Source organism: Solibacillus kalamii, from assembly GCF_002174535.1.
Lineage (GTDB): Bacteria > Bacillota > Bacilli > Bacillales_A > Planococcaceae > Solibacillus > Solibacillus silvestris.
The window spans coordinates 461,577-486,450 of sequence record NZ_NHNT01000002.1 but is presented as its reverse complement, the minus strand read 5'-3'; the positions used below and the strand labels follow the sequence as shown (position 1 = coordinate 486,450).

General features: G+C 41.2%; 26 protein-coding genes. 3 read left to right on the top strand and 23 right to left on the bottom strand.

All coding sequences use genetic code 11. The features are described from left to right. Positions 1 to 34: 34 nt before the first annotated feature. The 5 genes from CBM15_RS06090 to CBM15_RS06070 form a co-directional block, all read right to left on the bottom strand. The gene (locus CBM15_RS06090; protein WP_087616264.1) at positions 35 to 574 is read right to left on the bottom strand and encodes a hypothetical protein; all 540 of its coding nucleotides are present in this window, start codon (positions 572 to 574) and stop codon (positions 35 to 37) included. A gap of 184 nt (positions 575 to 758) precedes the next feature. Continuing rightward, entirely contained in the window at positions 759 to 1,634 is an 876-nt protein-coding gene (locus tag CBM15_RS06085) for a M23 family metallopeptidase (RefSeq protein WP_087616262.1), read from the bottom strand. 148 nt (positions 1,635 to 1,782) lie between these two features. Then, positions 1,783 to 2,658, bottom strand: coding sequence for a dehydrogenase (locus CBM15_RS06080; RefSeq protein WP_087616260.1), 876 nt, complete (start codon positions 2,656 to 2,658; stop codon positions 1,783 to 1,785). Next, a complete protein-coding gene (locus CBM15_RS06075) occupies positions 2,648 to 3,148 on the bottom strand; it encodes an RNA polymerase sigma factor (RefSeq protein WP_239835814.1) in 501 nt (166 codons plus the stop codon). The genes CBM15_RS06080 and CBM15_RS06075 overlap by 11 nt, the downstream gene beginning before the upstream one ends. Before the next feature lie 354 nt (positions 3,149 to 3,502). Then, positions 3,503 to 4,003, bottom strand: coding sequence for a DUF1648 domain-containing protein (locus CBM15_RS06070; RefSeq protein ID WP_087616258.1), 501 nt, complete (start codon positions 4,001 to 4,003; stop codon positions 3,503 to 3,505). 105 nt (positions 4,004 to 4,108) lie between these two features. Here CBM15_RS06070 and CBM15_RS06065 point away from each other — a divergent pair, with 105 nt between their 5' ends. Beyond that, positions 4,109 to 4,759 (top strand): DedA family protein, encoded by a 651-nt coding sequence (locus tag CBM15_RS06065; RefSeq protein ID WP_087616256.1) that lies wholly within the window; start codon positions 4,109 to 4,111, stop codon positions 4,757 to 4,759. A 41-nt stretch (positions 4,760 to 4,800) separates the two neighbouring features. Here CBM15_RS06065 and CBM15_RS06060 read toward each other — a convergent pair whose 3' ends face one another. The 5 genes from CBM15_RS06060 to CBM15_RS06040 form a co-directional block, all read right to left on the bottom strand. After that, on the bottom strand, positions 4,801 to 5,283 hold the full coding sequence (locus tag CBM15_RS06060) for a chemotaxis protein CheW (protein ID WP_087616254.1): 483 nt from the start codon (positions 5,281 to 5,283) through the stop codon (positions 4,801 to 4,803). Positions 5,284 to 5,294: 11 nt separating this feature from the next. After that, positions 5,295 to 6,404, bottom strand: coding sequence for a M20/M25/M40 family metallo-hydrolase (locus CBM15_RS06055; protein ID WP_087616252.1), 1,110 nt, complete (start codon positions 6,402 to 6,404; stop codon positions 5,295 to 5,297). 47 nt (positions 6,405 to 6,451) lie between these two features. After that, positions 6,452 to 7,432 (bottom strand): hypothetical protein, encoded by a 981-nt coding sequence (locus CBM15_RS06050; protein ID WP_087616250.1) that lies wholly within the window; start codon positions 7,430 to 7,432, stop codon positions 6,452 to 6,454. Positions 7,433 to 7,498: 66 nt separating this feature from the next. Continuing rightward, positions 7,499 to 8,239, bottom strand: a complete 741-nt coding sequence (locus CBM15_RS06045) for an AAA family ATPase (protein WP_087616248.1) — start codon at positions 8,237 to 8,239, stop codon at positions 7,499 to 7,501. A gap of 28 nt (positions 8,240 to 8,267) precedes the next feature. After that, positions 8,268 to 8,960, bottom strand: coding sequence for an AIM24 family protein (locus tag CBM15_RS06040; protein ID WP_008404184.1), 693 nt, complete (start codon positions 8,958 to 8,960; stop codon positions 8,268 to 8,270). 148 nt (positions 8,961 to 9,108) lie between these two features. Between CBM15_RS06040 and CBM15_RS06035 the strand changes: the two genes are divergently transcribed. Beyond that, complete coding sequence (locus tag CBM15_RS06035; RefSeq protein ID WP_087616246.1) at positions 9,109 to 9,495, top strand: YflT domain-containing protein; 387 nt, start codon at positions 9,109 to 9,111, stop codon at positions 9,493 to 9,495. 2 nt (positions 9,496 to 9,497) lie between these two features. Here the strand turns inward: CBM15_RS06035 and CBM15_RS06030 are convergent, their stop codons facing one another. The 4 genes from CBM15_RS06030 to mce all read right to left on the bottom strand — a co-directional run bounded on the left by CBM15_RS06030 (position 9,498) and on the right by mce (position 12,657). Continuing rightward, positions 9,498 to 9,881: a hypothetical protein gene (locus CBM15_RS06030; protein ID WP_087616244.1), complete on the bottom strand. Its 384-nt coding sequence runs from the start codon at positions 9,879 to 9,881 to the stop codon at positions 9,498 to 9,500. 12 nt (positions 9,882 to 9,893) lie between these two features. Next, positions 9,894 to 10,385 (bottom strand): tetratricopeptide repeat protein, encoded by a 492-nt coding sequence (locus tag CBM15_RS06025; RefSeq protein ID WP_087616243.1) that lies wholly within the window; start codon positions 10,383 to 10,385, stop codon positions 9,894 to 9,896. Positions 10,386 to 10,672: 287 nt separating this feature from the next. Beyond that, entirely contained in the window at positions 10,673 to 12,241 is a 1,569-nt protein-coding gene (locus tag CBM15_RS06020; protein WP_008404193.1) for an acyl-CoA carboxylase subunit beta, read from the bottom strand. Between the two features lie 2 nt (positions 12,242 to 12,243). Beyond that, positions 12,244 to 12,657: a methylmalonyl-CoA epimerase gene (gene mce / locus CBM15_RS06015; RefSeq protein WP_008404195.1), complete on the bottom strand. Its 414-nt coding sequence runs from the start codon at positions 12,655 to 12,657 to the stop codon at positions 12,244 to 12,246. 194 nt (positions 12,658 to 12,851) lie between these two features. Between mce and prli42 the strand changes: the two genes are divergently transcribed. Beyond that, on the top strand, positions 12,852 to 12,947 hold the full coding sequence (gene prli42, locus CBM15_RS19240) for a stressosome-associated protein Prli42 (RefSeq protein ID WP_008404197.1): 96 nt from the start codon (positions 12,852 to 12,854) through the stop codon (positions 12,945 to 12,947). 246 nt (positions 12,948 to 13,193) lie between these two features. Here the strand turns inward: prli42 and CBM15_RS06010 are convergent, their stop codons facing one another. The 9 genes from CBM15_RS06010 to lpdA all read right to left on the bottom strand — a co-directional run bounded on the left by CBM15_RS06010 (position 13,194) and on the right by lpdA (position 24,833). Further along, complete coding sequence (locus CBM15_RS06010; RefSeq protein ID WP_087616241.1) at positions 13,194 to 14,150, bottom strand: aromatic acid exporter family protein; 957 nt, start codon at positions 14,148 to 14,150, stop codon at positions 13,194 to 13,196. Between the two features lie 77 nt (positions 14,151 to 14,227). Beyond that, on the bottom strand, positions 14,228 to 14,668 hold the full coding sequence (locus tag CBM15_RS06005) for a BrxA/BrxB family bacilliredoxin (RefSeq protein WP_087616239.1): 441 nt from the start codon (positions 14,666 to 14,668) through the stop codon (positions 14,228 to 14,230). A gap of 78 nt (positions 14,669 to 14,746) precedes the next feature. After that, the gene (gene meaB, locus CBM15_RS06000; protein WP_087616237.1) at positions 14,747 to 15,835 is read right to left on the bottom strand and encodes a methylmalonyl Co-A mutase-associated GTPase MeaB; all 1,089 of its coding nucleotides are present in this window, start codon (positions 15,833 to 15,835) and stop codon (positions 14,747 to 14,749) included. Between the two features lie 2 nt (positions 15,836 to 15,837). Then, a complete protein-coding gene (gene scpA, locus CBM15_RS05995) occupies positions 15,838 to 17,988 on the bottom strand; it encodes a methylmalonyl-CoA mutase (RefSeq protein ID WP_087616235.1) in 2,151 nt (716 codons plus the stop codon). Next, complete coding sequence (locus CBM15_RS05990; RefSeq protein ID WP_338057542.1) at positions 17,985 to 19,661, bottom strand: methylmalonyl-CoA mutase family protein; 1,677 nt, start codon at positions 19,659 to 19,661, stop codon at positions 17,985 to 17,987. The genes scpA and CBM15_RS05990 overlap by 4 nt, the downstream gene beginning before the upstream one ends. Positions 19,662 to 19,793: 132 nt before the next feature. After that, on the bottom strand, positions 19,794 to 21,152 hold the full coding sequence (locus tag CBM15_RS05985; protein ID WP_087616231.1) for a dihydrolipoamide acetyltransferase family protein: 1,359 nt from the start codon (positions 21,150 to 21,152) through the stop codon (positions 19,794 to 19,796). 254 nt (positions 21,153 to 21,406) lie between these two features. Then, on the bottom strand, positions 21,407 to 22,390 hold the full coding sequence (locus CBM15_RS05980) for an alpha-ketoacid dehydrogenase subunit beta (protein WP_087616229.1): 984 nt from the start codon (positions 22,388 to 22,390) through the stop codon (positions 21,407 to 21,409). Continuing rightward, on the bottom strand, positions 22,390 to 23,403 hold the full coding sequence (locus CBM15_RS05975; RefSeq protein WP_008404211.1) for a thiamine pyrophosphate-dependent dehydrogenase E1 component subunit alpha: 1,014 nt from the start codon (positions 23,401 to 23,403) through the stop codon (positions 22,390 to 22,392). The genes CBM15_RS05980 and CBM15_RS05975 overlap by 1 nt, the downstream gene beginning before the upstream one ends. 20 nt (positions 23,404 to 23,423) lie before the next feature. Beyond that, positions 23,424 to 24,833, bottom strand: coding sequence for a dihydrolipoyl dehydrogenase (gene lpdA / locus CBM15_RS05970; protein ID WP_087616227.1), 1,410 nt, complete (start codon positions 24,831 to 24,833; stop codon positions 23,424 to 23,426). Positions 24,834 to 24,874 lie beyond the last annotated feature (41 nt).

The following is a 24,874-nucleotide window of genomic DNA, read 5'->3' as shown; positions in this document are numbered from 1 at the left end:
TTTCGAACCAATTTTTTTGGGGGGGAATTTTTCCTTACTGATGCCATTCAAATAGTAAAATGCGATTTTCGGTTTGCTGATAAATTGCCGTGAATGTATCTGACTGACCATTTTCTGATTGTTGGAAGTAGAAATCACCAGGTTCTACTTTAGTGGAATATGCTTCAATCGTATTTTTGAATTCATCATCATGCTGGATTTTATACATATTTTGACCTCGGCTTATAAAATGGGAAACGGGTCGATTTGCCTCTATTAAATTACCCTCTGTCACTTTTATAAAATCATGAAGTTGTTCAGGGTTAACCTTGCTATCATATAGTAATTCCGTTACCCATTCCCCATCTCCACGAGCGGGATATTTTGTTGACCACACATTGATAATTTCATTTGGAATCGGTAACTCTACACCCCAGCGTTCTTTATAATGAGCCGTAATTTCTTCTGGTGTTGACGATAACCTGTAGAGGGAAATAAAGAGCAAGATAAATAATACAATAAAAAAGATCCAAATTTTTTTATAGATTCTTTTCTTACTGATACTATTTGTCTGTCCACTAGTTATATAATTCATTCACCTATCGCCTCTTTCAAAAAAGCTGATGTTCACTTCATATACGCCTCTTCTTCGTACCATTTCATAACACTTCTCATTTCAAGGTTCTCTTTTACTTAAAAAACTGCCCAATTACTCAAGGAAGCAATAACAGCAGTTTTCCAGCCAAAATAGATTTTGCAATTTTATCAAACGTATCTTACTATGGTTTGCTTGCTGAGCCAGGCTTCACAAAATCACCCTGGATTGGTTCTGCGCCCCGATGAAATTTGATACGTAGTGATTTAGCTTGCAGGAAATCCTGATGATCCATTACTTGAAAATGGATATGGGCTTCTGAGGAATTGCCAGAATTCCCGCATAAACCGAGCAGTTGACCTGCCTTCACTTTATCCCCTGCTTTCACACAGATTGAATCATTCTTAAAATGGGCAATCATGCTGAATTCATTGTAATCATGTGCAATGATGCAATAGTTTCCTGCTAGATTTTCTTCATCCATCTCGCCAGGAACATTGTCTGTAATACCGTCAATCACTTCGACAACTACACCATCAGCTGGTGCTACGACTTCCGCTCCGAATGCATAGTAATTTTCATTTTGCTGTGTCGAGTTTTTATATGTTTCGTTATTGTCCATTTTGACTAAATCGTAAGCATAACGCTGCTGTTCATACGGATAATGATAGTTGATAAACTCGTTCGTGCCGCCCCAAAAAACATACCATTCATCATTAATCGGCATGTTGTATGTATTTTTCGTCCATATTTGATCGCTGTTTGGATAAGTTGCAAACGGTTTTAAATAGATTGCCTGAATAATATCCTGCCTGTCATACGCTATTACAACTGCTTTGGAATAAGTTTCATCAACCCAAATATGCCGGTCAAGCCCTTGAAATGTATTGGACACGATACACGTATAACTGCTCACATTTGAATTATAGTCTAAAGAAAGCTGGCGAAATTGTTCAAACGATACAAGGTTCTGAAACGACTTTGCTGTTTTCTCGTAGATTTCCTCAAATTCACCGGCTAAAAAATACCGACCGAACTGTTCTTTAAATTGATTATTCATTCAAATGCCTCCTCTTCCTTACCTGTTTATTTATACGAATTTTCAGATAAAAAGTTTCAAAAAAAATTCCTTTCGTATCGTTAGAATCCGAGCACACAAAAACATGGCCGCTTCTTTATGAATGGCCATGCATGTGCATTTTCAATATTTACGCCATAGCAATCCAAATAAGGAACACTAGGACAACGAATATAATTTTATACTTTTCCACTTTCAATATGATCAAGTTTGTAATCTCTCTTTTAATCGGCCACCAAATGCTTAATCCATACCCAAGCACTAATAATAGGAGCAATGGCTTATAATGTGGTCCAAACCAGTAGTAATAGGCGGCCAAAACAGCGAGGATGATTAAGCTAATTGTCATTGCAATTCCTAATCCGCGAATTTTTTTCGGCCTTTCAATTTGACGGCGACTATAGTAGCTGGTGGACATCAAGTTCATCACAATAACGCCTAGCGCAATAAAAATTACAGGAAATTGTAGTCGATCATGCGCATTTTCCAAATCAGCTAAAACAGTGGATGGATATTGTTCATATCCTGGATAATATGCATTGTTGTTGACGTCATATAAATAGTTCCATGCCAATTCGAATTTTCGTAGTTCTCCGTTTTTATACAGCACGACAATATCATAATGCATGTCACTCTTTGGAGGAGCCATGACAGCAGGGAGCTCTGAAATATTTTCGAATAAAGCGGTCATTTCATCTGTCGTAACATTTTCAACGCCTACGAAAAGTGTCGAAGTTCTGCCTCTAAACCCCTTTTCTCCGTTATTTTCATATGAGGTAATTTTAGCAATCTCTCCTGATGCTGCCTGATTGTTTTGAATGTCCGATGTGAACAGTAAAAACAGGCCGATGAAACAGATTGCCACCATTACACCTAATTCACGGAATGTTTTCATTGACTTACGGGGTTTCGCAGGTTTTTTATGAATGTTGGTGTAAATGGATTTTTTTAATGATTCATTTTCAGGGAGTTCATTTAACTGTTTTAATTGATCATCAAGCTTCATCAATTACACCTCCTAAAATTTTCTGCAATGCCTGCATCGCACTCCGCTGTGTGTTAGCAACCTTCACCGAAGTTAACCCCATAATGTCACACGTTTCCTGAATTGAAAGCTCCTCGATTTTTCGGTAAATGATAACTTCACGTTGGACTGGTTTTAACTTTTGCAGTGCCTCGTATAATTGTTTTCTGTCCTCTTCCTGGATAAGCCATTCATGCGGTACATAACCAAAATCCTGTTGCTCCGGGGCATTTGTAAATGGAAGCCACTTTATTAATGCTTTCTTTCGATAATAGTCATAAACAAGATTCCGTGCGACTTGCCTCGTATAAGTTTGGCAATTGGTTACTTTGGTCAGGTCCGATTTATAAATTCGAACAAACGTATCCTGCGTTAAATCTTCGGCAACTTGTGCGTGAGATACCATGTAGCGTATGTACTGATAAGTTTTGCGGAACTCCTGCTCATAAAGCTCATCAAAATCCAAATCCATCACCTCTCTTACTTATAAAGACGAACAAAATAAAGAAATATGTAATTTTCTTTTAATAAATTTTTTCACACTGAAAAAAGCACCTCCTTTATGAGATGCTTTAGTTATTCGATAGGGATTCTACTTTTCTATCGGAGTGTTCTCCTTTTTTCGCGTTCAGTTCTCCATTCGTAGCGGCAAGTTCTACTTTCACACCGGTGCGTTCCACCTTACCCGAGAAATTTTCTACTTTTCTCGTGCAAGGTTTACTTTCACACCGGAGAGTTCAACATTCCCTCCGAAATTTTCCACTTTCCACTCCCAATATTCTAATTTATAGCCGCCGTTCCACTTTCCGCTCACAATCTTTTAAATTCACTTAATTCTCATTATCTTAATCATCTTCCAAATTAGCACACCAAACAGCGCTGCCAATATTATGAAAAACGGCCAGCCGATTGTTGCCGCATCTCCTAATGCAATCGTGACAGACCGGTATACGATATAAGCGAATAATATATTAATGATATTGCGCATATAATTTAATGTTTGGCGACTATTTCGGTAAAACACCTCGGCATTGGATACATTAATGCGGGCCGGATAGTTGTGTGTTTCGGGGAATTTTTCGAAAATCATTAAAAAGAAATGCATCGCAATTCCAATGCCCGGTAAAATTAACAGCTCCCATCTAGAGCCCCAGCGGTCGACATTGCCGCTGCCGTCAAAATGGGCAGGCACTTCATTCGGCAGTACTCGCCAGTTCATGAATAGCACAATGAGCATAATTGCTAATGCTATATAGCCGATTATATCCATTAGCCATTCGGATTTTGTTTTTGAAATCTCAATTTTAGGGCGCTTTGTCAAACTCATTTCCATCACCTCTTTAGATTTTTTTACTCAGCACTTTTTATAGCAATGTTCAGCCAATATCCGCTATACTTGAATTTAATCATCCTCTTGATAGGAGAACTACTTATGCTACTTGAAATTATTCAATTTTTACGGGAAATCGACCAAGTCATATTTTATTACATAAAAGAACTCGGACTGTATATTTATATTCTGTTATTTGCGGTTGTTTTCACGAAAACAGCCTTTGTGATTTTAACGTTTTTACCAGGAGACAGTACGGTGTTTACAAGTGGTACATTAGCGGCAATCGATAAGCTTGATTTTATGACATTGCTCATCATCTTTATCGTTGCGACAACGCTAGCTGACAGCAGCAACTATCTTATCGGTAAATCGATACGGAAAATTCCGCCGAAGCGCAATCTGTTTAGGCGTTTTTTATCAGAGGAAACTAATGAAAAAGCTCTGAACTTCCTGGAAAACTATGACCGGGTTGCCATTACGTTTTCACGCTTTGTGCCGTTGATGCGGACAATGACACCATTTATATGCGGATATTCCGGCTTTTCGTATGGAACATTTTTGCGCTATAACTTCATGGGGGCCGTACTTTGGACAGTTGTCTGGCTTGGCGGTGGCTTTTTACTTGGAAATATTCCATGGGTTGAAGAAAATCTCGTTCTGACACTCACAATCATTTCCATCTTTGTATTTAGCTTCACAGGTTATGCGTACGTTAAACAATTCAAAAAAAAGGCGGTTACTGCCGATTGAAAAAATGGAGCCTATCACGATCAGATGATAAGCTCCTTTTTTTAGTTTGTCTGATTTTCCTGCTGATTCATTTCATGTAAATATTCAATAATTTCACGGATGCCGTCTAACGAATGAACGAGAATATTCGGGTCAATACAAGAAATCATGCGGTCTTCCAAATTGGCAACCGCCGTAAAATATTTCGTTTTTTCGTAATTGACAAGTCCCATCTGTTTTAAAATGCCTTCTTCAAAGTCGATAATTTCTTTCGCATCGGCAACGACCAATCCATAATTAATCAACTCTGTCTTCAATACAATAATTTTAGACGTTGGTGTATTTGTTGGGCGATTATATAAAATAGTCTGAAAATCGATAACCGGTGTAAGTTCCCCGCGAATTCGCGTAAAGCCGAGTAAGTAGTTCGGTAAATGTGGAATCGGTGTGACGCGATCCAATTTTTCTATCGAAACAACCTGTTCTACCGGAACAGCATATTCTTCTGTGCCGCATAAAAATACGACTGCTTTTTCAATGCTCATATGGATACCTCTTATTTCGTTGTTTGAACAACGATTTCTTCCAATAGATCCGCCAGTTTTTCTAGTTCTTCAACCGGCATTCTTTCGTTTGTTGTATGAATTTCCTCATAGCCAACCGATAAGTTTACAGTAGGAATACCGAACCCAGCGATAACGTTCGCATCACTACCGCCACCTGAAATACCGAGCTGTGGTGTACGACCAATTGCTTCAACGGCTGCTTTAGCAACTTTAACAACTTGATCCTCTTCTGTCACACGGAAACCTGGGTACATTAACTTCACTTCTACTTCAGCACGCGCACCCATCTCTTGTGCAACACGTTCAAATGTTTCTTTCATATGGTCTGTTTGCGCATTCAGTTTTGCTTCATTAATCGAACGAGCTTCCGCAAGAATTGATACTTCATCACACACGATATTTGTAGCCTTACCTCCTTCGAAACGGCCGATATTCGCTGTCGTTTCTTCATCGAGACGCCCCAATTTCATTTGGGCAACCGCTTTTGCTGCAACAGTAATCGCCGAAATCCCTTTTTCAGGTGCAACGCCAGCATGTGCGGTTTTACCGATAATTTTTGTAAATACTTTTGCCTGGAATGGTGCTGCAACTACAATACCACCCACTTTTCCGTCACTATCAACCGCAAAACCGTATTTCGCGGTAATTTTTGAAGGATCGAGTTCCTTAGCGCCAACTAATCCGCTTTCTTCGCCTGCTGTAATGATGAACTGGATTGTACCATGTACGCTATCCTTTTCTTTTAAACGACGTGCCATTTCAAATAATGCTGCGATACCTGCTTTATCATCCGCGCCAAGAATCGTTGTGCCGTCAGAATATATATAGCCATCTTCTCGAATTTCCGGTTTAATGCCTTTGCCCGGTACGACTGTATCCATATGTACTGTAAAATAAATTGGCTCGATTGACTCATCGCCTTTTAATGTTGCGATAATATTGCCTGCACCGTGGCCGTTGCGTGTATGTGCATCATCCTGAAAAACATCAAAGCCCATTTCTTCTAATTTTTTCACTAAAATTGGTGCAATTACTTGTTCATGTTTTGTTTCTGAATCAATTTGCACTAATTCTAAAAACTCTTCTACTACTCGGTTCATAATCGATAACTCCTTTAAATAACTAGTTTACGTTTTATTGTACGCCTCTATTTTTGAAAAAACAATGATTGATCATCGGCATTTAAAATGCTTTCCTTTTCTATTAGAAGAGCCTGTTCTTTTTCGATTGTCATGCTCAATTTTTGCTTTAAATCGCGAAGTGTATTCGCCACATCGTCCTGCACGCGCAAGATTTGATCGATTGCTGTTGTAATTTTAGAGTGAATTGACCAATCAGTGAAAATATTATCGAAAAAGTAATCCGTAAACATAACAAAACCATCCGTATGAACTTCCAGTGTATTTTGACGCATCTCTTTAATATCCAGCAGTTCATTTTGGAAACGTTGCAGGGCCATTTGCGCTTCATGCAAATAGCTGTTCGTTTCTTCGAGTTTGTCGTGCTTTAACGCTGTTGCGATAAAGCCCCCGCCTAAAAATGTATCCCATGTTGAGTAGGATTTGGCATCCTGCAATTGGGAGCCGGCATCTGTCAGCTTATTAAATGCCTGTTTTCCCGCATCGATCGCTTCATCGATTTCGATTTTCAGCTGTTTGCATAAAATCTCCTGTTCAATGATGCCCGTTAATTCCTTCGCTGCTGCAGGTGCATTCGCCATTAGCCACACTTGTTTTTCTTTTTCTATTTTCTTCAGTTGCTCACGGATAGTTGAAACATTTATCGTGCTCAATTGTTGAACAAGTTTAATCCGGTCTTCTTGTAAATCTTTAAACGTTAACTGAGCTTCTACCAGCTTCAGCTCGGTAACTGCTACAGAGTCCATATTTTGCTCGATTAGCTCATCCTTTTTCCCGGACCAGCCGCGGAAAAGATTGACGAAAGAAAATTCCTCGAGTTTATTCAATTGTTGGCGTGTGTTTTGCAAATCTCGTTCATGCTGCTCAACATTCTGCTCTGCATGTTGAATTTGAAGTTCAAGACTTTCGATTTTTTTGCTCAGTTTTTCCGCTTCCAAAAGTTGAATGTGATACTGCTCTGCTTGCTGTTGCAATTGCTGCCATCCCATTTTATCCACTCCTTTGTTTATACATGCTGCTAAGCAGCCGTACAATCTGCAACACTTCGATTGATATTACAGTTCATCCTCATCTTCCTCGAACAGATCCTGTAGCATTTTTTCACGGTGCTGCAAAAAGTATGAGGTAATTTGATAATGTTCGGTTTCTTCGTATTCCACTTGCTCGATGCCATCTTCATTAAATTGATAAATGACCGCTCCTGGGTACCCGAGTAAAATCGGTGAATGGGTTGCGATAATAAATTGGACATTGCCCTGTTTCACCAAATCATTCATCAATGTTAAAAACGCTAGCTGTCTTGTCGGGGATAATGCGGCTTCCGGCTCATCCAGTAAATAAATCGCCTGACCTGTGAACCGGTGCTGGAACAGTGAGAAAAATGATTCCCCGTGTGATTGATGATGAAGTGATTTCCCCCCGTATGCTTTGTAGCCATTTTCATCGGTATCATCCAAATGCGAGGCAAACTGGTAAAATGTTTCCGCGCGCAGAAAAAATCCGTTCGTTACTTTTGGCCACCAGGAGAGTTTCACATAATCTCCAAGTGCAGATTCGGATTGATGCACTTCATATGCCTTATAGTTTTGCGTGCTCCCCCCTGCCGGATTGAAACCGATCTGATCCGCAATGGCTTCTAGCAATGTTGATTTACCTGCACCGTTTTCTCCAACAAAAAACGTGACCCGTGCATCCACATCCAGCTCATCCATATGGCGAATAAATGGAATTGAAAACGGGTACTCGCTATAGTCCAATATTTGTTCTTTTTTTAGTTTGACTGATTTTAAAAACATCTGTTTTCTCCTTACTCTACCGCAACTATTATGAATCCGACGATAAATACACTTCTTCAAATGGTTGAATGATGACAAATCCCTCACCGGAAAAGGCCATTTGAATAGATTCATTGCTGCCGCGTCCAATGAGTGTGCGGAACGTAATATCCGTTACAAACTCTGGTTTCAAATTCCCGGACCACGCAACTGTGGCATTCGGGTCCGTATACACAGTTTCACCCGGCTTCACGATTAATGTTAACGGCTCAAAATGGGTTGTAATCGCCACTTTTCCTTTGCCGTCCAGCATCACATTGAATAAGCCGCCTGCCATCATACCGGCCATTTTGCGCATAAGACGAATATCCCAATTTATCGATGGCTCAAACGCGAGCAGATCATTGCCGTTCACGCACAAGCTTTCGTTCTGCAAATCAAAAATTGTAATCTTTTTCCCTTGGTCCGCTAAGTATAACCGGCCTTTGCCTTTCGCTTTCATAAGTTGAGTGCCTTCACCGGTCAAAGCTTTCTTGAACATTTTCGATACGCCATGTTCCAGAATCCGTTCACGCTCAAATTTGATAGAACCGACATAGGCGATCATCGCGCCCATTTTTGACCATACTTCCCCATTAAGATTCACTTCGAGTACGCGATCAGTTTCCAATTCAAAATAATCGTTTTCATTCTGGTCTTGCTGCGTCTTGTTTACAAAATCGCGAATGGAATAGTTCCCCATAAGTAAAACCTCCCTTTTTATGTTCTACGGATTAATTACTGTATAGGTTTCGAATTTTCTGCATTTTATAATTGTATTAATGCATGATTGATTTTTATCACTACTATCTCATGAAAAATTCCATTACAATAAAAAAGAGGTGATCATGATGGAGTATCGACGTGAAATTGCTTTAGTGTACAGTATTGAGGAAGCTATGACAAAACTGAACATGATTAGGGGGCACGGTTTTTCCGAGCATGAAATCCATGTGTTTTCAAAAGATATCCATCCTCTACAATCACTGAAAATGTATACCGATATTCAAGTCCACCTTGCCGGCAATTGGTTTGACCAACTTATCAGTTTTATACCACGCCAAAATGTATATGAAGTGAGCTTACGCATATTGCACCTAACCCCTGAAGAAACTGCCCATTACGGTCATGGCATTGATCTCGGGGCAATCTTCCTTTTTGCCGAGCACGAACACCCGTATGAAAAGGAGAAGAAAAAACAGCAAGCGGCTTTCAATCTGTCTAAAGCAGTAGAGTAATTTTATAAAAAACTGCCGTTGATGATAATGAATTTTAAAATTAACGCACCAGTGACCAAACTAATGACAATTAAATTTAAAATGAAGATAAATCGCTTTGGAAACGGTATGTTCAAAAGCGATGCAATGCTCCAATGAACAATGCTGTAAATAAGTAGCACAATGAACGTTCCAAAAGCTTGAAAGGCAATGGTCAGCAATCTGCCTGAATTCGAAATATCTCCCGGTGGCGCATCTGCTGCAGTAAACAGCATAGAACCAATAAACAACATCGATATGAAATAACAGCTATAGCCGATCAGGCTGACCATCCCTGTATAGACTAAGTAGTTTACAACCTTAGTTAATTTCATCCTATAAAGTGCAGACTCAATATTTTGCCTCAATTAATTGATTCCTCACTTCCACACTTCATTCAGTTTATCACTATAAAATATTATAGATTTTTTGTATGTCTGAATTTGAGGGTCAGAGGAAGTGCTCGCTAAATTTTTTAATAGAAGCTCCATGGAGCGCTCGTGTTCATTCAAGTTAAACAACGTCATCGCATAAAATACTTGAATGGCTAAATTGTGTGGAAACTTCTCTAACCCTTTTTCAAGCATATGTTTTGAATTTTCGTACTCCCCTAATGTTCTATATGTACTGCCAAGACCTAAATAAGCATTCGCTAAATCTTCTTCATTCAAATTACCTTGAATTGCCTCTTTATAATACGGTACAGCTTTGGACTCTTCTCCAAGCACATCGAAGCTCCAAGCACACTGGTAATTTACATAGGCATCGTTAGGATGTTGTTCAACTAGATCCAATAATAGCTGATTGGATTGGTATAATTCTCCATTACTTCTTAAGTCTATTGCTCTCTGTAGTTGATTCCTTTCATTCATCCATCAAGTCCTCCTGTCACTCTGTGTAAGTATTCAATGAAAATCCCTTTAATTTTTTACAGTCTTTCCCTTTCTTTAGCATAATGGCTTTTTGTAAATTTCACTATAATAAAAAAGGAGTATTTACATTTAATAGGTGATTAATTTTTGGTAAATTTCTAATATTTTATCCTTCTTTTTCTGTTCTGTTTCCTTCTGAACTTTTAAAAACAAAAAACACCTCAAAAATGATTGTATAGTATACAAATCATTTAAGAGATGTTTTCTTAAAATACTTTAATTAAACATTATAGCGGAATGTTCCCGTGCTTTTTGTAAGGACGGTCTTCCTGCTTTGTTGAAAGCATATCCAATGCTTGAATTAACTTGATACGTGTTTCACGTGGATCGATAACATCGTCAACCATACCGCGTGATGCCGCTACATAAGGATTAGCGAATTTTTCTTTGTATTCTTCAATTTTCGCTGCCCGTGTTGCTTCCGGATCAGCCGATTTCGCAATTTCACCTGCATGAATGATGTTTGCCGCACCAGCAGCACCCATTACTGCAATTTCCGCATTCGGCCAAGCAAATACTAAATCCGCGCCAATTGCTTTTGAGTTCAATGCTACGTACGCACCGCCGTATGCTTTACGTAAAATAACTGTAATTTTCGGTACAGTTGCTTCTGAGTAAGCATACAGTATTTTCGCACCATGACGGATAATCCCACCATGTTCTTGTTTAACACCCGGGAAGAAGCCGGATACGTCTTCAAATGTAATAACAGGCACGTTAAATGCGTCACATGTACGTACGAAACGAGCTAATTTATCAGATGAATCAATATCTAATCCGCCAGCTAAAAACTTCGGCTGGTTACATACTAAACCAACTGATTCACCCGCGATACGTGCAAAACCAACTACGATGTTTTTCGCAAATTCTTTTTGCACTTCCATGAATGAACCTTCATCTACTACTTGCTCTACTACTTTACGAACATCATAAGATTTTGTTTGGTCAATCGGTACCACATCAACAAGCTCTGAACGGAAGTTATCGCCTTCTGGAGCAGCTTGTTTTGGTGCTTTTTCTCGGTTGTTCTGTGGTAAGTAAGATAGTAATTGCTGAATTTGTGCAATTGCAGCTTCTTCGTTTTCAGCACGGAAGTGGGCATTTCCTGAAGTTGCGTTGTGCACTTTAGATCCGCCAAGGCCTTCAGCAGAAATTTTCTCACCCGTTACTGTTTCAATTACTTTAGGGCCTGTAATGAACATTTGAGATGTTTTATCAACCATTAAAATAAAATCTGTAATCGCTGGTGAATAAACGGCCCCACCAGCACATGGCCCCATAATTACCGAGATTTGCGGAATAACACCAGAATAGATTGAGTTACGGTAGAAAATATGACCGTATCCGTCAAGTGATAATACACCCTCTTGAATACGCGCACCGCCTGAATCGTTAATACCAATAAATGGTGTACCGTTTTTCGCTGCCAAGTCCATTACTGCTGCGATTTTTTTCGCATGCATTTCACCAAGCGCACCGCCGAATACTGTGAAGTCTTGTGCGAATAGATATACATTACGGCCATTGATTTTACCGAAACCAGTAACTACGCCGTCACCAGGGCCTTCCAGTTTATCCATACCAAAGTCAACAGTACGGTGTGTGATGAAAGGGTTGATTTCAACGAATGACCCGTCATCCAATAACATATCAATACGTTCACGGGCAGTCATTTTCCCTTTTTCATGTTGCTTTTCGATACGCGCATCTCCGCCACCAAGCTGGATCGCTTCTTTACGGTCATAAAGCTCATTAATTTTATCAAACATATCTGGAGTTACTGTCATTGTTGTCATCGTTATTTATCCCCTTTTCCGCTTTTATCGCATAATTCGTAAAGTACACCATATGAGTCTTTCGGGTGTAAAAATGCTACTTCTGCGCCGCCAGCACCTGGTCCCGGCTCTTCAGATAATAGTCGTACACCTTTGTCACGAAGTTCAGCCATGCGCTCACGAATACCAGTTACGCCGAATGCAACATGGTGAATGCCTTCTCCGCGCTTTTCCAAAAACCCATGAATCGCGCTTTTTTCGCTCATTGGCTCAAGCAGCTCAATTTTTACATTGCCTGCATCGATAAAAGCAACTTTTACTTGCTGTGATTCTACTTCTTCCATCTTTAATAATTTCAAGCCTAGCGTTTCTGTGTAATATGTAATACGTTCTTCAATATTACGAACGGCAATGCCGATATGATCCACTTTTTCCACGGTACTGACTCCCTTTTGAATAAAATTATTAATTCCTCCACATCTGGATCGTGTCCAGACATCTGTTGGAGGCATATTTTTTATTTGGTGTACAATAAAAAATTTAAAATTTCGAAAATGTAAAATCTAATGTACTTGAGAATTCCTTCAAATTTGATAAACTAGTACTAGTTCATATTGAAGGAGCGAAAAGAATGAGCAACAAAAAGTTTCAAAAAATAGTCGTTTATTCAATGGTTGTTATCATGTTAATCTCAACTGTTGCAATGGGTGTCGCAGCAATTATGTAATGGATGTTTATGCATCCATTTTTTTATTTCATCCGGTTTCTGAAGTTGATTTCCATTCCGGGTCGGACGCTTTCCACGGGCCCGAGGCCAACACAATGTTGGTCACAAAAGCGTTGCCACAGGACGTGCCGTTCTTAGCTTTTGTTCCTATTGCTCTCCCTCGGGCTGTTCCCGCTGTAGTCGCCTCCCCTTCATTCCAATCAATTTGCATTTAAATCAAAAGTTGCCGTCCCATCATGTTCCATATTATTTCATCCCCTTGAACGATTGCTTGATGACCAGGTATTCATCCATTTCTTCAATAAACTGGTACAATGCCGCCATGGCGAGGAATGTTTCGTGATCGGTTGGCAATGGCATTTTGGCGAACTCTTCTTTTACTTTGTCGAGCTTTTCCAAAAAGCGGCTTGCTGTGTTTCCTGAATGGACGTGCTCGCTCAAGTCTTCCATAAACGCTGCAATTAAAGTAGCCTGCTCCGTCATTACCGGCAGTGAAGTAATTTTCGGCAACACGCGCTCAATAATTTCCAGCTGTCTTTCACGCATATCAAAATACAAGTAATATGTATTTTCTTTACGAGTTACGTGGTTTTCAACATCTTGGAATGCCAGTGCTTTTCCTGCTTCGACCACTTTCGCCGCCTCAATCAGTTCATGGCCATCCCATAGTGTGTCGCCATCTCTTAGATACCCTGCAATTTCTGCAAGAATTTTCTTCAATAACGACTCCATTTTCTCACGGTGGTAATACAGGCCTTGCTGGATATCCGGCATATACATATTAACGACTAAACCAACCCCGTAACCGATTGCCATTAAGTAAAACTCATTAATTAGCAAATCCGCCGTAAAATTAGCGGTCAAATAAATATGCATCATAATAACCGAACTTGAGATAAAACCTTCCACAACTCTCAGCGAAACGATTGTCGGAATGAAAAGAATCATGACAATCCCCAAAACAACCGGTGAATAACCGAATATTTCGAAAAATATAAATGCATAAGCGATCCCGATAATTGTTGAAACAATCCGGGTATACACTGCATGGAGAGATTTACGTTTTGTTGGTTGAATGCTTAAAATCGTCAGAATACCAGCTGCCGTGAAAAACTGCAAATCAAAATATTGGGCAATTGCTATCGCAACAGCAGCACCAATGGCTGTTTTTAATGTACGATAGCCGATTGAAAATTTCTTCATATCGGTTGAACTCCCCCGTTATAGGTGTGCAGCGGGTACGTTCAATACGTACCCGTTACACAATAACTCTAGTAGTATTAGATTTCTTCGCAGTTTTCCTCGAAGTGACCTTGAAGGTTTGTTACAACGCTCATTGGGTCATGTCCTTCGATTTCAAAGCGGCCAACTTCTCCTACAACTTGTCCATCTTTCAATAATATGAATGATGGTGATGATGGAATGTGATCTTCACCGAAATAATAACGTGCTGCTGCTGTTGCTTCTTTATCTTGACCAGCAAATACTGTTACTAAATAGTCAGGACGTTTATCATAATGTACAGCATGTGTTGCTGCAGGACGTGCAATACCGCCAGCACAGCCACATACAGAATTCACCATAACAAGAGTTGTTCCTTTACGAGCAAACGCTGCTTCCACATCTTCCGGAGTGCGCAGTTGTTCATAACCTGCTGCTTCCATTTCTGTACGTGCAGTCGTTGTAATTTGTTGCATAAATAAATCATAATCCATGTTCATAAGCTTTTTAGCCCCTTTCTATGTTCCTTTTTATCATAGCAAGGTTACGAAAGATGTGCAAAGACTGTTGATTATCATTCATTTATTTTCATCTTTTTCGCCAAATAGTGCATTAACACCTTGTGTAACCGTCAGTTGGCCATGCAATATTTCTTCCTCAAGTGACCGGACCTGTTTTTTGCGTTCCGGATTTTTATAAAACGAATCAATTAAATGATCGGTAATCATTGTATGGAACCAGTCGCGTGTTTGTTCATGGCGACGAGTCATCCAATAATTCGATTGCTTGATCGCCTGCTCAAATTCCATCAGCATGTCCCATACTTTGTCGAGCCCGGTTTTTTCAAGAGATGACACCGTTAATGCCGTACTGAGCCACCCTGGAGTTGATGGCTGAAGGAAATGAAGGATCTGCTTGTATTCCTGCATTGTCCGACGTGCAGGACGTACATTGTCCCCGTCCGCTTTATGGACGATAATACCGTCTGCAAGCTCCATAATGCCCTTCTTCATCCCTTGCAGCTCATCTCCCGCACCCGTTAAGACTAGCAGAAGGAAGAAGTCGACCATACCGCGCACATACGTTTCACTTTGACCGACACCGACTGTTTCAATCAAAATAACGTCATAGCCTGCTGCTTCGCATAACAGCATTGTTTCGCGGGATTTTTTGTGGACGCCGCCTAATGTACCGGCACTCGGCGAAGGACGGACAAATGCATTATCCTGGCGCACCAGTTCTTCCATCCGGGTTTTATCCCCTAAAATACTACCACCTGAAAGCGATGAGCTCGGGTCGATTGCGAGAACCGCAACACGCTTGCCCATTTTACAGAGCATTGTTCCGAATTCCTCGATAAACGAGCTCTTCCCCGCACCCGGTACACCAGTAATCCCAATACGGATCGAATTACCTGTATAGGGCAACAGCTCTTGCAGCAGCTTCTGTGCTTCTTCCTTATGAGCATTGTTCGAGCTTTCAATGAGCGTAATCGCTTTTGCGAGCGAAGTACGGTTACCCGCACGTACTTCGCCAGCCAGCTTCTGTAGATCAAGTGCTTCCTGCTTTTTTTTACGGAATTTCTTTGGGTTTGAATAGCTCATACCATCATGACCACCCTTCACACCATCCATGACAAATAAAGCGCTTTTCTCGTCTTGTGGCATCACTATTCTGCCACTTCCTCATAACCTAACTTTTTATAGATTTCTTCAATAATACGCATGGCCGATACTGGAATAACAGTACCTGGCCCGAAGATTGCCACAGCTCCCGCTTCATATAAGTAATCATAGTCCTGAGCTGGAATAACCCCGCCGCAAATAACAATGATGTCTTCACGTCCAAGTTTTTTCAGTTCTGCTACAAGTTCAGGCACTAATGTTTTATGGCCGGCTGCTAAAGAAGATACTCCAACACAGTGAACGTCGTTTTCATTTGCCATTTGCGCTGTTTCCTCAGGTGTCATAAACAACGGAGAAATATCAACATCGAAACCTAAGTCCGCATAACCAGTTGCAACAACCTTCGCACCGCGGTCATGTCCGTCTTGTCCCATCTTCGCCACTAAAATACGTGGACGGCGACCTTCCGCTTCCAGGAAGTCTTCTGTCATTTGCTTCACTTCCGAAATCATTTCATCATCCGAAAAGTTTGCAGAGTAGACACCTGAAATTGAACGGATAACCGCTTTATGACGGCCGGATACCGCTTCAATCGCATCCGAAATTTCACCTAATGATGCACGTGCTCTTGCCGCATCCACTGCAACAGCCAATAAGTTTTCAGAGCCGTCTTCAGCCGCTTTCGTTATACGGGCCAAATGTTTTTGCACTTCCGCTTCATCACGTGTCGCCTTCATTTTTTCAAGACGGGCAATTTGTGCTTCACGTACGATCGCATTGTCGATATCTAAAATGTCGATTGGATCTTCTTCAGCAAGACGGTATTTGTTTACACCGACAATCGTTTCTGTTTTTGAATCGATTTTCGCCTGGCGTTTTGCCGCTGCTTCTTCAACTTTCATTTTCGGAAGTCCTGTCTCAATCGCTTTTGCCATTCCGCCAAGAGCTTCGATTTCTTCGATTAATGCCCATGCTTTTTCTGTCAGCTCATCTGTCAGTTTTTCAACATAATACGAGCCGCCCCATGGATCGATTACTTTAGTCATTCCTGTTTCTTCTTGCAGGAATAGCTGAGTATTACGTGCAATACGAGCAGAGAAGTCCGTTGGTAAAGCAATTGCTTCATCCAGTGCGTTTGTATGAAGCGATTGAGTATGGCCCATCGCTGCCGCGTTCGCTTCGATCAATGTACGTGTTACGTTATTGAATGGATCTTGTTCCGTTAAACTCCAGCCTGATGTTTGCGAGTGTGTACGCAATGCAAGAGACTTCGAGTTTTTCGGATTGAATGTAGACATCATTTGTGCCCAGATGCGACGTGCTGCACGCATTTTCGCAACTTCCATGTAATAGTTCATACCGATCGCCCAGAAGAACGATAAACGCGGTGCAAATGCATCAATGTCAATACCTGCTTTTAAACCTGTACGTACATATTCAAGACCGTCTGCCAATGTATACGCAAGCTCGATATCATTTGTCGCACCCGCTTCTTGAATATGGTAACCCGAAATGGAAATCGAGTTGAATTTCGGCATGAATTTCGCCGTATATTCAAAAATGTCTGCAATGATTTTCATCGACATTGCCGGTGGGTAAATATATGTGTTACGTACCATGTATTCTTTTAAAATGTCGTTTTGGATCGTACCGGCCAATTTATCAGGCGATACTCCTTGTTCTTCTGCTGCAACGATGTAGAATGCAAGAATCGGTAATACTGCACCGTTCATTGTCATCGATACCGACATTTGATCAAGTGGAATGCCGTCGAATAAAATTTTTGTATCTTCAACTGAATCGATTGCAACGCCGGCTTTTCCGACATCCCCTGTTACACGGGGATGATCCGAGTCATAACCGCGGTGTGTTGCCAAGTCGAATGCTACTGAAAGCCCTTTTTGACCCATTGCCAAGTTACGACGGTAAAAAGCATTTGATTCTTCCGCAGTTGAGAAACCTGCATATTGACGTACTGTCCACGGACGCGCTACATACATTGTCGGGTATGGGCCACGTGTATTCGGCGCGATACCAGCCACATCTTTTAAATGTTTTGCATCTTGAATATCTTCTTTATTGTAAACCGAATTTACTTCAATGCCTTCATTTGTGACGTACGAGCCTGTAGAAGTAAGTTGCTCTTGTTTTAATACATCTTCAATGACAACTGTTGCGAAATTTGCTTTGCTCATTGTTGTACCCCCTTCACGCTCATCACGACATCCGATAGCTTTTCAACGATGTTTTGACCTGCATAAATAAAGCCGTTTAAGCCTGCTGCAGTCCACGCCGCTTCTTCTTCTTTATATTTACCCGCTGCATCCAATACAGCTGTTTGCTTTTTGTTTTCAAGTAATGCCGGAATAATGGCCTTTGTATCTTCATCCGTTGCTGCTACTACTACATAGTCATAGTCTGCACTTGCCAGCCAAGTTGTTGCATCCTCAATTGTTTGGAAGCCTGCTGTTTGGTATGCGACGATGCCTGCTGTCGCAAAGAATCCTTGTACAAAATCTGCGCGCGGCTTATAATTTTTCAGCTCGCCGAATGTTAAAATCGCTGCTTTGATGCCAGTTTGTGCATAAGTAGCACGCAGGTTTTCAAATGGAATGGCAAGACGTTTTACACCTGCAAATTGAGCATTTTCACTAGTTGCTACCCCATCTTGCGGGTTTGCATAAATATTTGTACCGATTAATGAATGCTTGCGTGTTTCCACTTGCTTCATGCGTGTCGCATACACTTCCTCAATATGAGCATTGATGCCGTATGCTTCCAATCCACCAGCAATTTCGATTTCCAAAAACAGTGCCCATGCTTCTTTTACATAGTCTGCTGTTAATGATTCGATAAAGTACGAACCGCCTGATGGATCGATTACATTTGTTACATGCGACTCTTCTTTCGTCACAAGGGAGACATTGCGCGCAATACGGACCGACTGACCTGTCACACCTGTCAATGCATCATGCGGATGTACCGTAATAACATCTGCACCTCCGATTGCCGCTGAGAATGCTTCATTGCCTGCACGTAATAAATTTACATAAACATCATATTTCGAGAAGCTGCGTACCGAAGTTTCCACTACGACCGGGACAGCGCTTGCTTCATTGCCGAATGCTGAAGCAAACGCTTTCCATAATACTTTGAAGGCACGAAGTTTTGCTACTTCTGCAAAGAATTGTGTATCGACAGCGAACTGTACGAAAAACTTCTGTTCAAATGCTTTAAAATCTTCTACCGTATTAGCAAGTTTAGCTGCTTGTGCAAGCGCAATAGCAAGCTCTTGTACCGCATTAGCGCCGTCATTATGGAATGGAATCGTATTTGCACAAAACGTGCGGACATTTGGATAGTTAGCTAATTCTATTGTTTCAAGTGAAACAATATAGCCTACAACGTCTTTACGTTTAGCTTCGTCAATATATTTGAATACATCCAGCACTGCATCTTCAGCAGAAGCGACGATAAATTTAAATGAATTTTCCGATAAATAAGAAGCGAGTTTTTCGCTGTCTTGTTCAGACCAGTCAAATGCAATCGGGCTGTTGATTGTAATCATTTCATTGCCGCGCGATAAGCTATCCTCGATATTGGCAAAAAAGCTGGCTGCATCTTGGCCTGCAATTTGCTGTGCAACAGTGAAGCTCGTCTGTTTTGTTAAAGTACGTATTGTTGATACTTGTTTCTCCAGTTGGTCTCCCAATTTTTCGATTAAGCTTTCTTCTGTATAAAGTGGGTCAAGCGTGATATTTTCAATTGTCTTTGTAAATAAGGATTCAAACGGTTTTCCTTTTAATGCTTTAACTGCTTCTTCCTTCCACTGCTCATAGCTGGCTGATTGAAATTCGATCTCTTTCATATTCATTGACATGTGGTCGCTAAGTAGCTTCCCCCCTTGTTATATTTCTGTACTATAGTTTACACGAGAATGTTCTGACAATAAAGAGAAAAAAAACGTGAAAGCCTTATTTTACAGGCTTTCACGGCGTTTTCAGTAGACTGACATCTTCTCTTTATCGACATTTTCGAGAATTTCTTTCACACGAGATAAGAATTTCCCACAAATCATACCATCTAAAATTCTATGGTCTAATGATAAACATAAATTCACCATAGAGCGTGGAGCAATCATATTCCCCTGTACTATTACAGGTCTTTTTACAATACTTTCCACCTGCAAAATAGCTGCCTGCGGATGATTGATAATTCCCATTGACTGAATAGAACCAAACGAACCAGTATTGTTAACCGTAAATGTACCACCTTGCATATGCTCCAATTTCAGTTTTCCATTACGGACAATATGTGCATATTCATTAATTTCTTTTGCAATGCCTTTAATTGATTTTTCATCGACATTTTTGATAACCGGTACGAATAATGCATCATCTGTTGCAACGGCAATCGATAAATTAATATCTTTCTTTTGAATAATTTTATCTTCCGCCCAAACAGAATTGATGATCGGGAATTCTTTTAGCGCCTGGGAGACCGCTTTTAGGAAAAAAGCAAAATACGTCAGATTAAATCCTTCTTTTTTCTTGAAATCTTCTTTAATGCTGTCGCGGTATTCAACAAGCTCTGTCACATCCACTTCCATCATCATCCATGCATGCGGAATTTCATGGGTGCTGCGTAGCATATTTTTTGCAATTGCTTTACGCACTTGTGTAACCGGAATTTCAATGTCTCCAGCAGCAACTGGAACCTCTTGTTTCGGCTGAGGCGACGATACCGGTTCTTGTGTAGAGCCTTGAGCTGACACTTGCGAAGATGATTCTTGTTTTGTTTCAGCGAATGCTGTTGGTTGTTCATCATTCGAAATATCCTGATTTGTCGGCTTACCTGCCGCAACATATGCTTCGACATCTTTTCTTGTAATCCGGTTGCCGACACCTGTGCCGGTAATTTGTGCCAAGTCGACATCGTGCTCATTCGCCAATGCTAAAACAGCAGGTGAAAAGCGGCCAGGTTTGCGTTCTGTGCGAACTGGTTTATCTTCTTTTTTCGCTGCCGGTTTTTCTTCTTCTTTCTTCTGCGAGCCGGCATTTAAAATCGCCGAACTGACATTCGAACTTTTTTCTACTGGAGCTGGCGGCATTTCGGAGCCTTCCACTTCAATTGCACATACAACTGCGCCTACCGGCAACGTTTCACCTTCGTTTGCGATTAACTCTGTAATTACCCCTGCAAACGAAGAAGGGATTTCAGCATTAACTTTATCTGTTGTCACTTCTGCTAATGGATCATATTTATTTACTTTATCTCCCACTTGGACAAGCCAGCGTTCAATCTTACCTTCTGTCACACTTTCTCCAAGTTGCGGCATGACGATATTTTGAATTGTCATTAAACAATCCCCCTTTAACTAATAGGCCTTTGCTCAAAAAAGTTGCAAGCCAAATATAGATACTTGAATTAAATAAGGGCATCTCAAAATATATGAGTTGATTTCCATTTCAGGGAGGACGCTTTCCGCGGGCCCGGCTCGAGCCTGTAGTCTCTCCCACGGGCTGTTCCCGCAGGAGTCGCCTCCCTTCCATTCCAATCAACTCGTTTCTCTACAAAATTGTAGCTTAAATATTCTGTCCCTTATTCTATTAACTAGAATTCTGCGAGTTCGCGAATTGCTTTTTCTACTTTATCAGGATTAATCATAAAGAACTTTTCCATTGTTGGTGAATATGGCATTGCGGGAACATCCGGACCTGCGAGACGCTTGATCGGTGCATCCAGTTCAAATAAGCAATGCTCAGCAATGATGGCCGCCACTTCACCCAAAATGCTGCCTTCTTTATTATCCTCAGTAATCAGTAGAATTTTCCCTGTTTTTCTTGCCGCTTCAATAATGGCTTCTTGATCTAATGGGTAAACAGTACGTAAATCTAAAATATGCGTTTCGATACCGTCTTTTGCTAGACGCTCTGCTGCCTGCAATGCAAAATGTACTGCAAGGCCATACGTAATAACTGTCACATCATCGCCTTCACGCTTCACATCGGCTTTTCCGATCGGCAATGTATAATCATCTGTCGGCACTTCCCCTTTAATAAGACGGTATGCACGTTTATGCTCGAAAAACAGAACCGGATCTGGGTCGCGAATGGCTGCTTTTAATAACCCTTTCGCATCATACGGTGTTGACGGAATGACAATCTTCAAGCCAGGAGTACCTGCAAACATCGCTTCAACCGATTGCGAGTGATAAAGGGCACCATGAATTCCCCCACCAAATGGTGCACGCACAACTAAAGGACAGCTCCAGTCATTGTTTGAACGGTAACGGATTTTCGCCGCTTCCGAAACAATCTGGTTTACAGCAGGCATAATAAAGTCCGCAAACTGCATTTCAGCAATTGGACGCATGCCGTACATCGCTGCACCAATTGCAACACCGGCAATCGCACTTTCAGCTAACGGTGTATCCAATACGCGTGCTTCCCCGAATTGGTCATACAGGCCTGTTGTCGCTTTGAACACCCCGCCTTTCAACCCAACATCTTCACCTAATACGAAGACACTGTCATCTCGCTCCATTTCTTCTTTCATTGCTAAGTTAATCGCATCAATATAAGAAATTACCGGCATTACGCATCTTCTCCTTCCGCATACACAAAACGCAATGCATGTTCTGGCGGGGCATAAGCTGCATTTTCTGCATAATCTGTCGCTTCATTGACAGTATCCATAATTTTTTTGTTCATTTGTTCCAATAACGCATCGTCTGCTACACCACAGTCTTTTAAGTATGTTTCAAATAAAATAATCGGGTCTTTTGCTTTTCCTTCTGCAATATCCTCAGCTGTTCTATATTGACGATCGTCATCATCAGAAGAATGGGCTGTAAGTCGGAACGAAACCGTTTCGATCAGTGAAGGTCCTTCACCGCGTCGAGCACGATCAGCCGCTTCTTTCACCACTTTGTATACTTCCAGCGGATTTTTGCCGTCTACCGTTACACCAGGCATCCCGTAGCCGATTGCACGGTCAGATACTTGTGCACAGCCCAGTTGTCGCTCAACCGGAACAGAAATGGCATATTGGTTGTTTTCTACCATGATAATAACCGGCAATTTATGCACTCCCGCAAAGTTTGCCCCTTCATGGAAGTCTCCTTGGTTTGACGAACCTTCACCGAGTGTTACAAATGTGATAAAGTCCTTTTGCTGCATTTTCCCTGCAAGTGCGACACCGACCGCATGCGGTACTTGTGTCGTTACAGGAGAAGAACCCGTAAGTATACGATTTTTCTTTTGCCCGAAGTGTCCCGGCATTTGACGCCCGCCAGAGTTCGGGTCTTCTGCTTTCGCAAACGCCGAAAGCATTAAATCTTTTGCCGTCATCCCAAAATGAAGGACAACCCCCATATCACGATAGTACGGCGCAATATAATCCTTTGTATGATCAAGTGCAAAGGCAGCACCTACTTGAGCTGCCTCTTGTCCTTGGCATGAAATAACAAACGGTATTTTTCCTGCACGGTTTAACAGCCACATCCGCTCATCAATGCGGCGTGCCATTAACATCGTTTCGTACATTTTCAGTACATCTTCATCCGTTAACCCAAGTTGTTCATGTGTTATTGTTGTAATGTCAGTCATAAAATACCCCCTTGTCACTCTTAAAAATGAATCGCTTTCCCTTCAATCGCCAGCGCGGCTTCCCCGATGATTTCGCTTAATGAAGGATGCAAATGCACCATCTGTCCAACTTCCCATGGCGAGGCATTTAAAAACAAGCCAAGTGCAGCTTCAGATATTAAATCCGTTGCATGCGGTCCAATTAAATGGACGCCGACAACATCATTCGAACTTTCATCCGCAACTACTTTCACAAAGCCTGCTGTTTCACCATACACAATCGCTTTACCGATCGCTTTAAACGGGAATGTCGTTGTCACAACTTTATAGCCGTTGTTTTTTGCTTGCTCTTCTGTAAGTCCGACACTTGCGACTTCCGGATTACTGTAGACGCCTCGTGCAATATTTGCATAATGTAGAGGAATCGAATTCTGTCCCGCAATATGCTCGACAGCACGAATTCCTTCATGTGAAGCAACATGTGCCAACTGCATACCGCCGATAACGTCTCCTATAGCATATATATGACGTTCTTTCGTCTGGAAATGTTCGTTTACTGAAATATATCCATTGTTCAGTTCAATTTCTGTGTTTTCCAAGCCGATATTTGCCGTGTTTGCTACCCTTCCAACTGAAAGTAAAAGTGCTTCCGCTGAAATGGTTTCATCATTTACTTGAAGCGATACATTTTCCTTTGTATCAATTGCCGAAGGATCGAGTGTTACATTGAAATGAACGTTCACTCCGCGCTTTTTCAAAGATTTCAGCATCTCCGCTGAAATTGCTGCATCTTCAGTCGGCAGCAGACGGTCACCTAACTCTATGATCGTGACTTCTACATCAAAATCAGTGAGCATCGACGCCCACTCGACACCGATTACACCACCACCGATTATAATGGCTGACTTCGGAAGCTTTTCGATCGTCAGAAATTCATCTGACGTGAACACCTTTTTCCCATCAACTTTCAAACCGTCCAATGTACGAGGGCGAGAACCTGTCGCAACGATGACGTTTTGCGGCACAAGCATCTCATTTTCTGTGCCATCATTCATTTCCACCGATATTGTACCTGGCATCGGGGAGAAAATAGATGGTCCTAAAATACGGCCGAAACCATCATATACATCGATTTTCCCTTTTTTCATCAAGTGCTGAACGCCTTTGTAAAGTTTATCTACAACACTAGACTTTCTTTGTTGGACACGTTCAAAGTCGATTTTGACGTCATTCACTTCAACCCCAAAATCAAGTGCCTTTTTCGATTGCACATATACTTCCGCACTTCGGAGCAATGCTTTTGTCGGAATACAGCCCGCATGCAGGCAAGTACCCCCCATTTTGTTTTTTTCGACGATTGCCGTTTTCAGTCCGAGTTGTGATGCACGGATTGCGGCTACATAACCGCCTGTGCCCCCGCCTAAAATAACGACATCATAATCTTTTGCCATAACCGACACCCCTTTTTTCCAGTAACAAAATCAATTTCTTC

What these genes read in the sequence shown, in the direction of transcription:
- CBM15_RS06005 (WP_087616239.1), bottom strand. Translation starts at nt 14,668, where the DNA reads ATGAACATGGATTATGATTTATTTATGCAACAAATTACAACGACTGCA.
- CBM15_RS06090 (WP_087616264.1), bottom strand. Translation starts at nt 574, where the DNA reads ATGAATTATATAACTAGTGGACAGACAAATAGTATCAGTAAGAAAAGA.
- CBM15_RS06025 (WP_087616243.1), bottom strand. Translation starts at nt 10,385, where the DNA reads ATGAATGAAAGGAATCAACTACAGAGAGCAATAGACTTAAGAAGTAAT.
- CBM15_RS06080 (WP_087616260.1), bottom strand. Translation starts at nt 2,658, where the DNA reads ATGAAGCTTGATGATCAATTAAAACAGTTAAATGAACTCCCTGAAAAT.
- CBM15_RS06060 (WP_087616254.1), bottom strand. Translation starts at nt 5,283, where the DNA reads ATGAGCATTGAAAAAGCAGTCGTATTTTTATGCGGCACAGAAGAATAT.
- CBM15_RS05990 (WP_338057542.1), bottom strand. Translation starts at nt 19,661, where the DNA reads ATGAAAGAGATCGAATTTCAATCAGCCAGCTATGAGCAGTGGAAGGAA.
- CBM15_RS06085 (WP_087616262.1), bottom strand. Translation starts at nt 1,634, where the DNA reads ATGAATAATCAATTTAAAGAACAGTTCGGTCGGTATTTTTTAGCCGGT.
- CBM15_RS05980 (WP_087616229.1), bottom strand. Translation starts at nt 22,390, where the DNA reads ATGCCGGTAATTTCTTATATTGATGCGATTAACTTAGCAATGAAAGAA.
- CBM15_RS06035 (WP_087616246.1), top strand. Translation starts at nt 9,109, where the DNA reads ATGGAGTATCGACGTGAAATTGCTTTAGTGTACAGTATTGAGGAAGCT.
- CBM15_RS05975 (WP_008404211.1), bottom strand. Translation starts at nt 23,403, where the DNA reads ATGACTGACATTACAACAATAACACATGAACAACTTGGGTTAACGGAT.
- CBM15_RS06010 (WP_087616241.1), bottom strand. Translation starts at nt 14,150, where the DNA reads ATGAAGAAATTTTCAATCGGCTATCGTACATTAAAAACAGCCATTGGT.
- CBM15_RS06040 (WP_008404184.1), bottom strand. Translation starts at nt 8,960, where the DNA reads ATGGGGAACTATTCCATTCGCGATTTTGTAAACAAGACGCAGCAAGAC.
- CBM15_RS06050 (WP_087616250.1), bottom strand. Translation starts at nt 7,432, where the DNA reads ATGGGATGGCAGCAATTGCAACAGCAAGCAGAGCAGTATCACATTCAA.
- CBM15_RS06070 (WP_087616258.1), bottom strand. Translation starts at nt 4,003, where the DNA reads ATGAGTTTGACAAAGCGCCCTAAAATTGAGATTTCAAAAACAAAATCC.
- lpdA (WP_087616227.1), bottom strand. Translation starts at nt 24,833, where the DNA reads ATGGCAAAAGATTATGATGTCGTTATTTTAGGCGGGGGCACAGGCGGT.
- CBM15_RS06055 (WP_087616252.1), bottom strand. Translation starts at nt 6,404, where the DNA reads ATGAACCGAGTAGTAGAAGAGTTTTTAGAATTAGTGCAAATTGATTCA.
- meaB (WP_087616237.1), bottom strand. Translation starts at nt 15,835, where the DNA reads ATGCCACAAGACGAGAAAAGCGCTTTATTTGTCATGGATGGTGTGAAG.
- CBM15_RS06020 (WP_008404193.1), bottom strand. Translation starts at nt 12,241, where the DNA reads ATGACAACAATGACAGTAACTCCAGATATGTTTGATAAAATTAATGAG.
- scpA (WP_087616235.1), bottom strand. Translation starts at nt 17,988, where the DNA reads ATGAGCAAAGCAAATTTCGCAACAGTTGTCATTGAAGATGTATTAAAA.
- CBM15_RS06045 (WP_087616248.1), bottom strand. Translation starts at nt 8,239, where the DNA reads ATGTTTTTAAAATCAGTCAAACTAAAAAAAGAACAAATATTGGACTAT.
- CBM15_RS06075 (WP_239835814.1), bottom strand. Translation starts at nt 3,148, where the DNA reads ATGGATTTGGATTTTGATGAGCTTTATGAGCAGGAGTTCCGCAAAACT.
- CBM15_RS06065 (WP_087616256.1), top strand. Translation starts at nt 4,109, where the DNA reads ATGCTACTTGAAATTATTCAATTTTTACGGGAAATCGACCAAGTCATA.
- prli42 (WP_008404197.1), top strand. Translation starts at nt 12,852, where the DNA reads ATGAGCAACAAAAAGTTTCAAAAAATAGTCGTTTATTCAATGGTTGTT.
- CBM15_RS05985 (WP_087616231.1), bottom strand. Translation starts at nt 21,152, where the DNA reads ATGACAATTCAAAATATCGTCATGCCGCAACTTGGAGAAAGTGTGACA.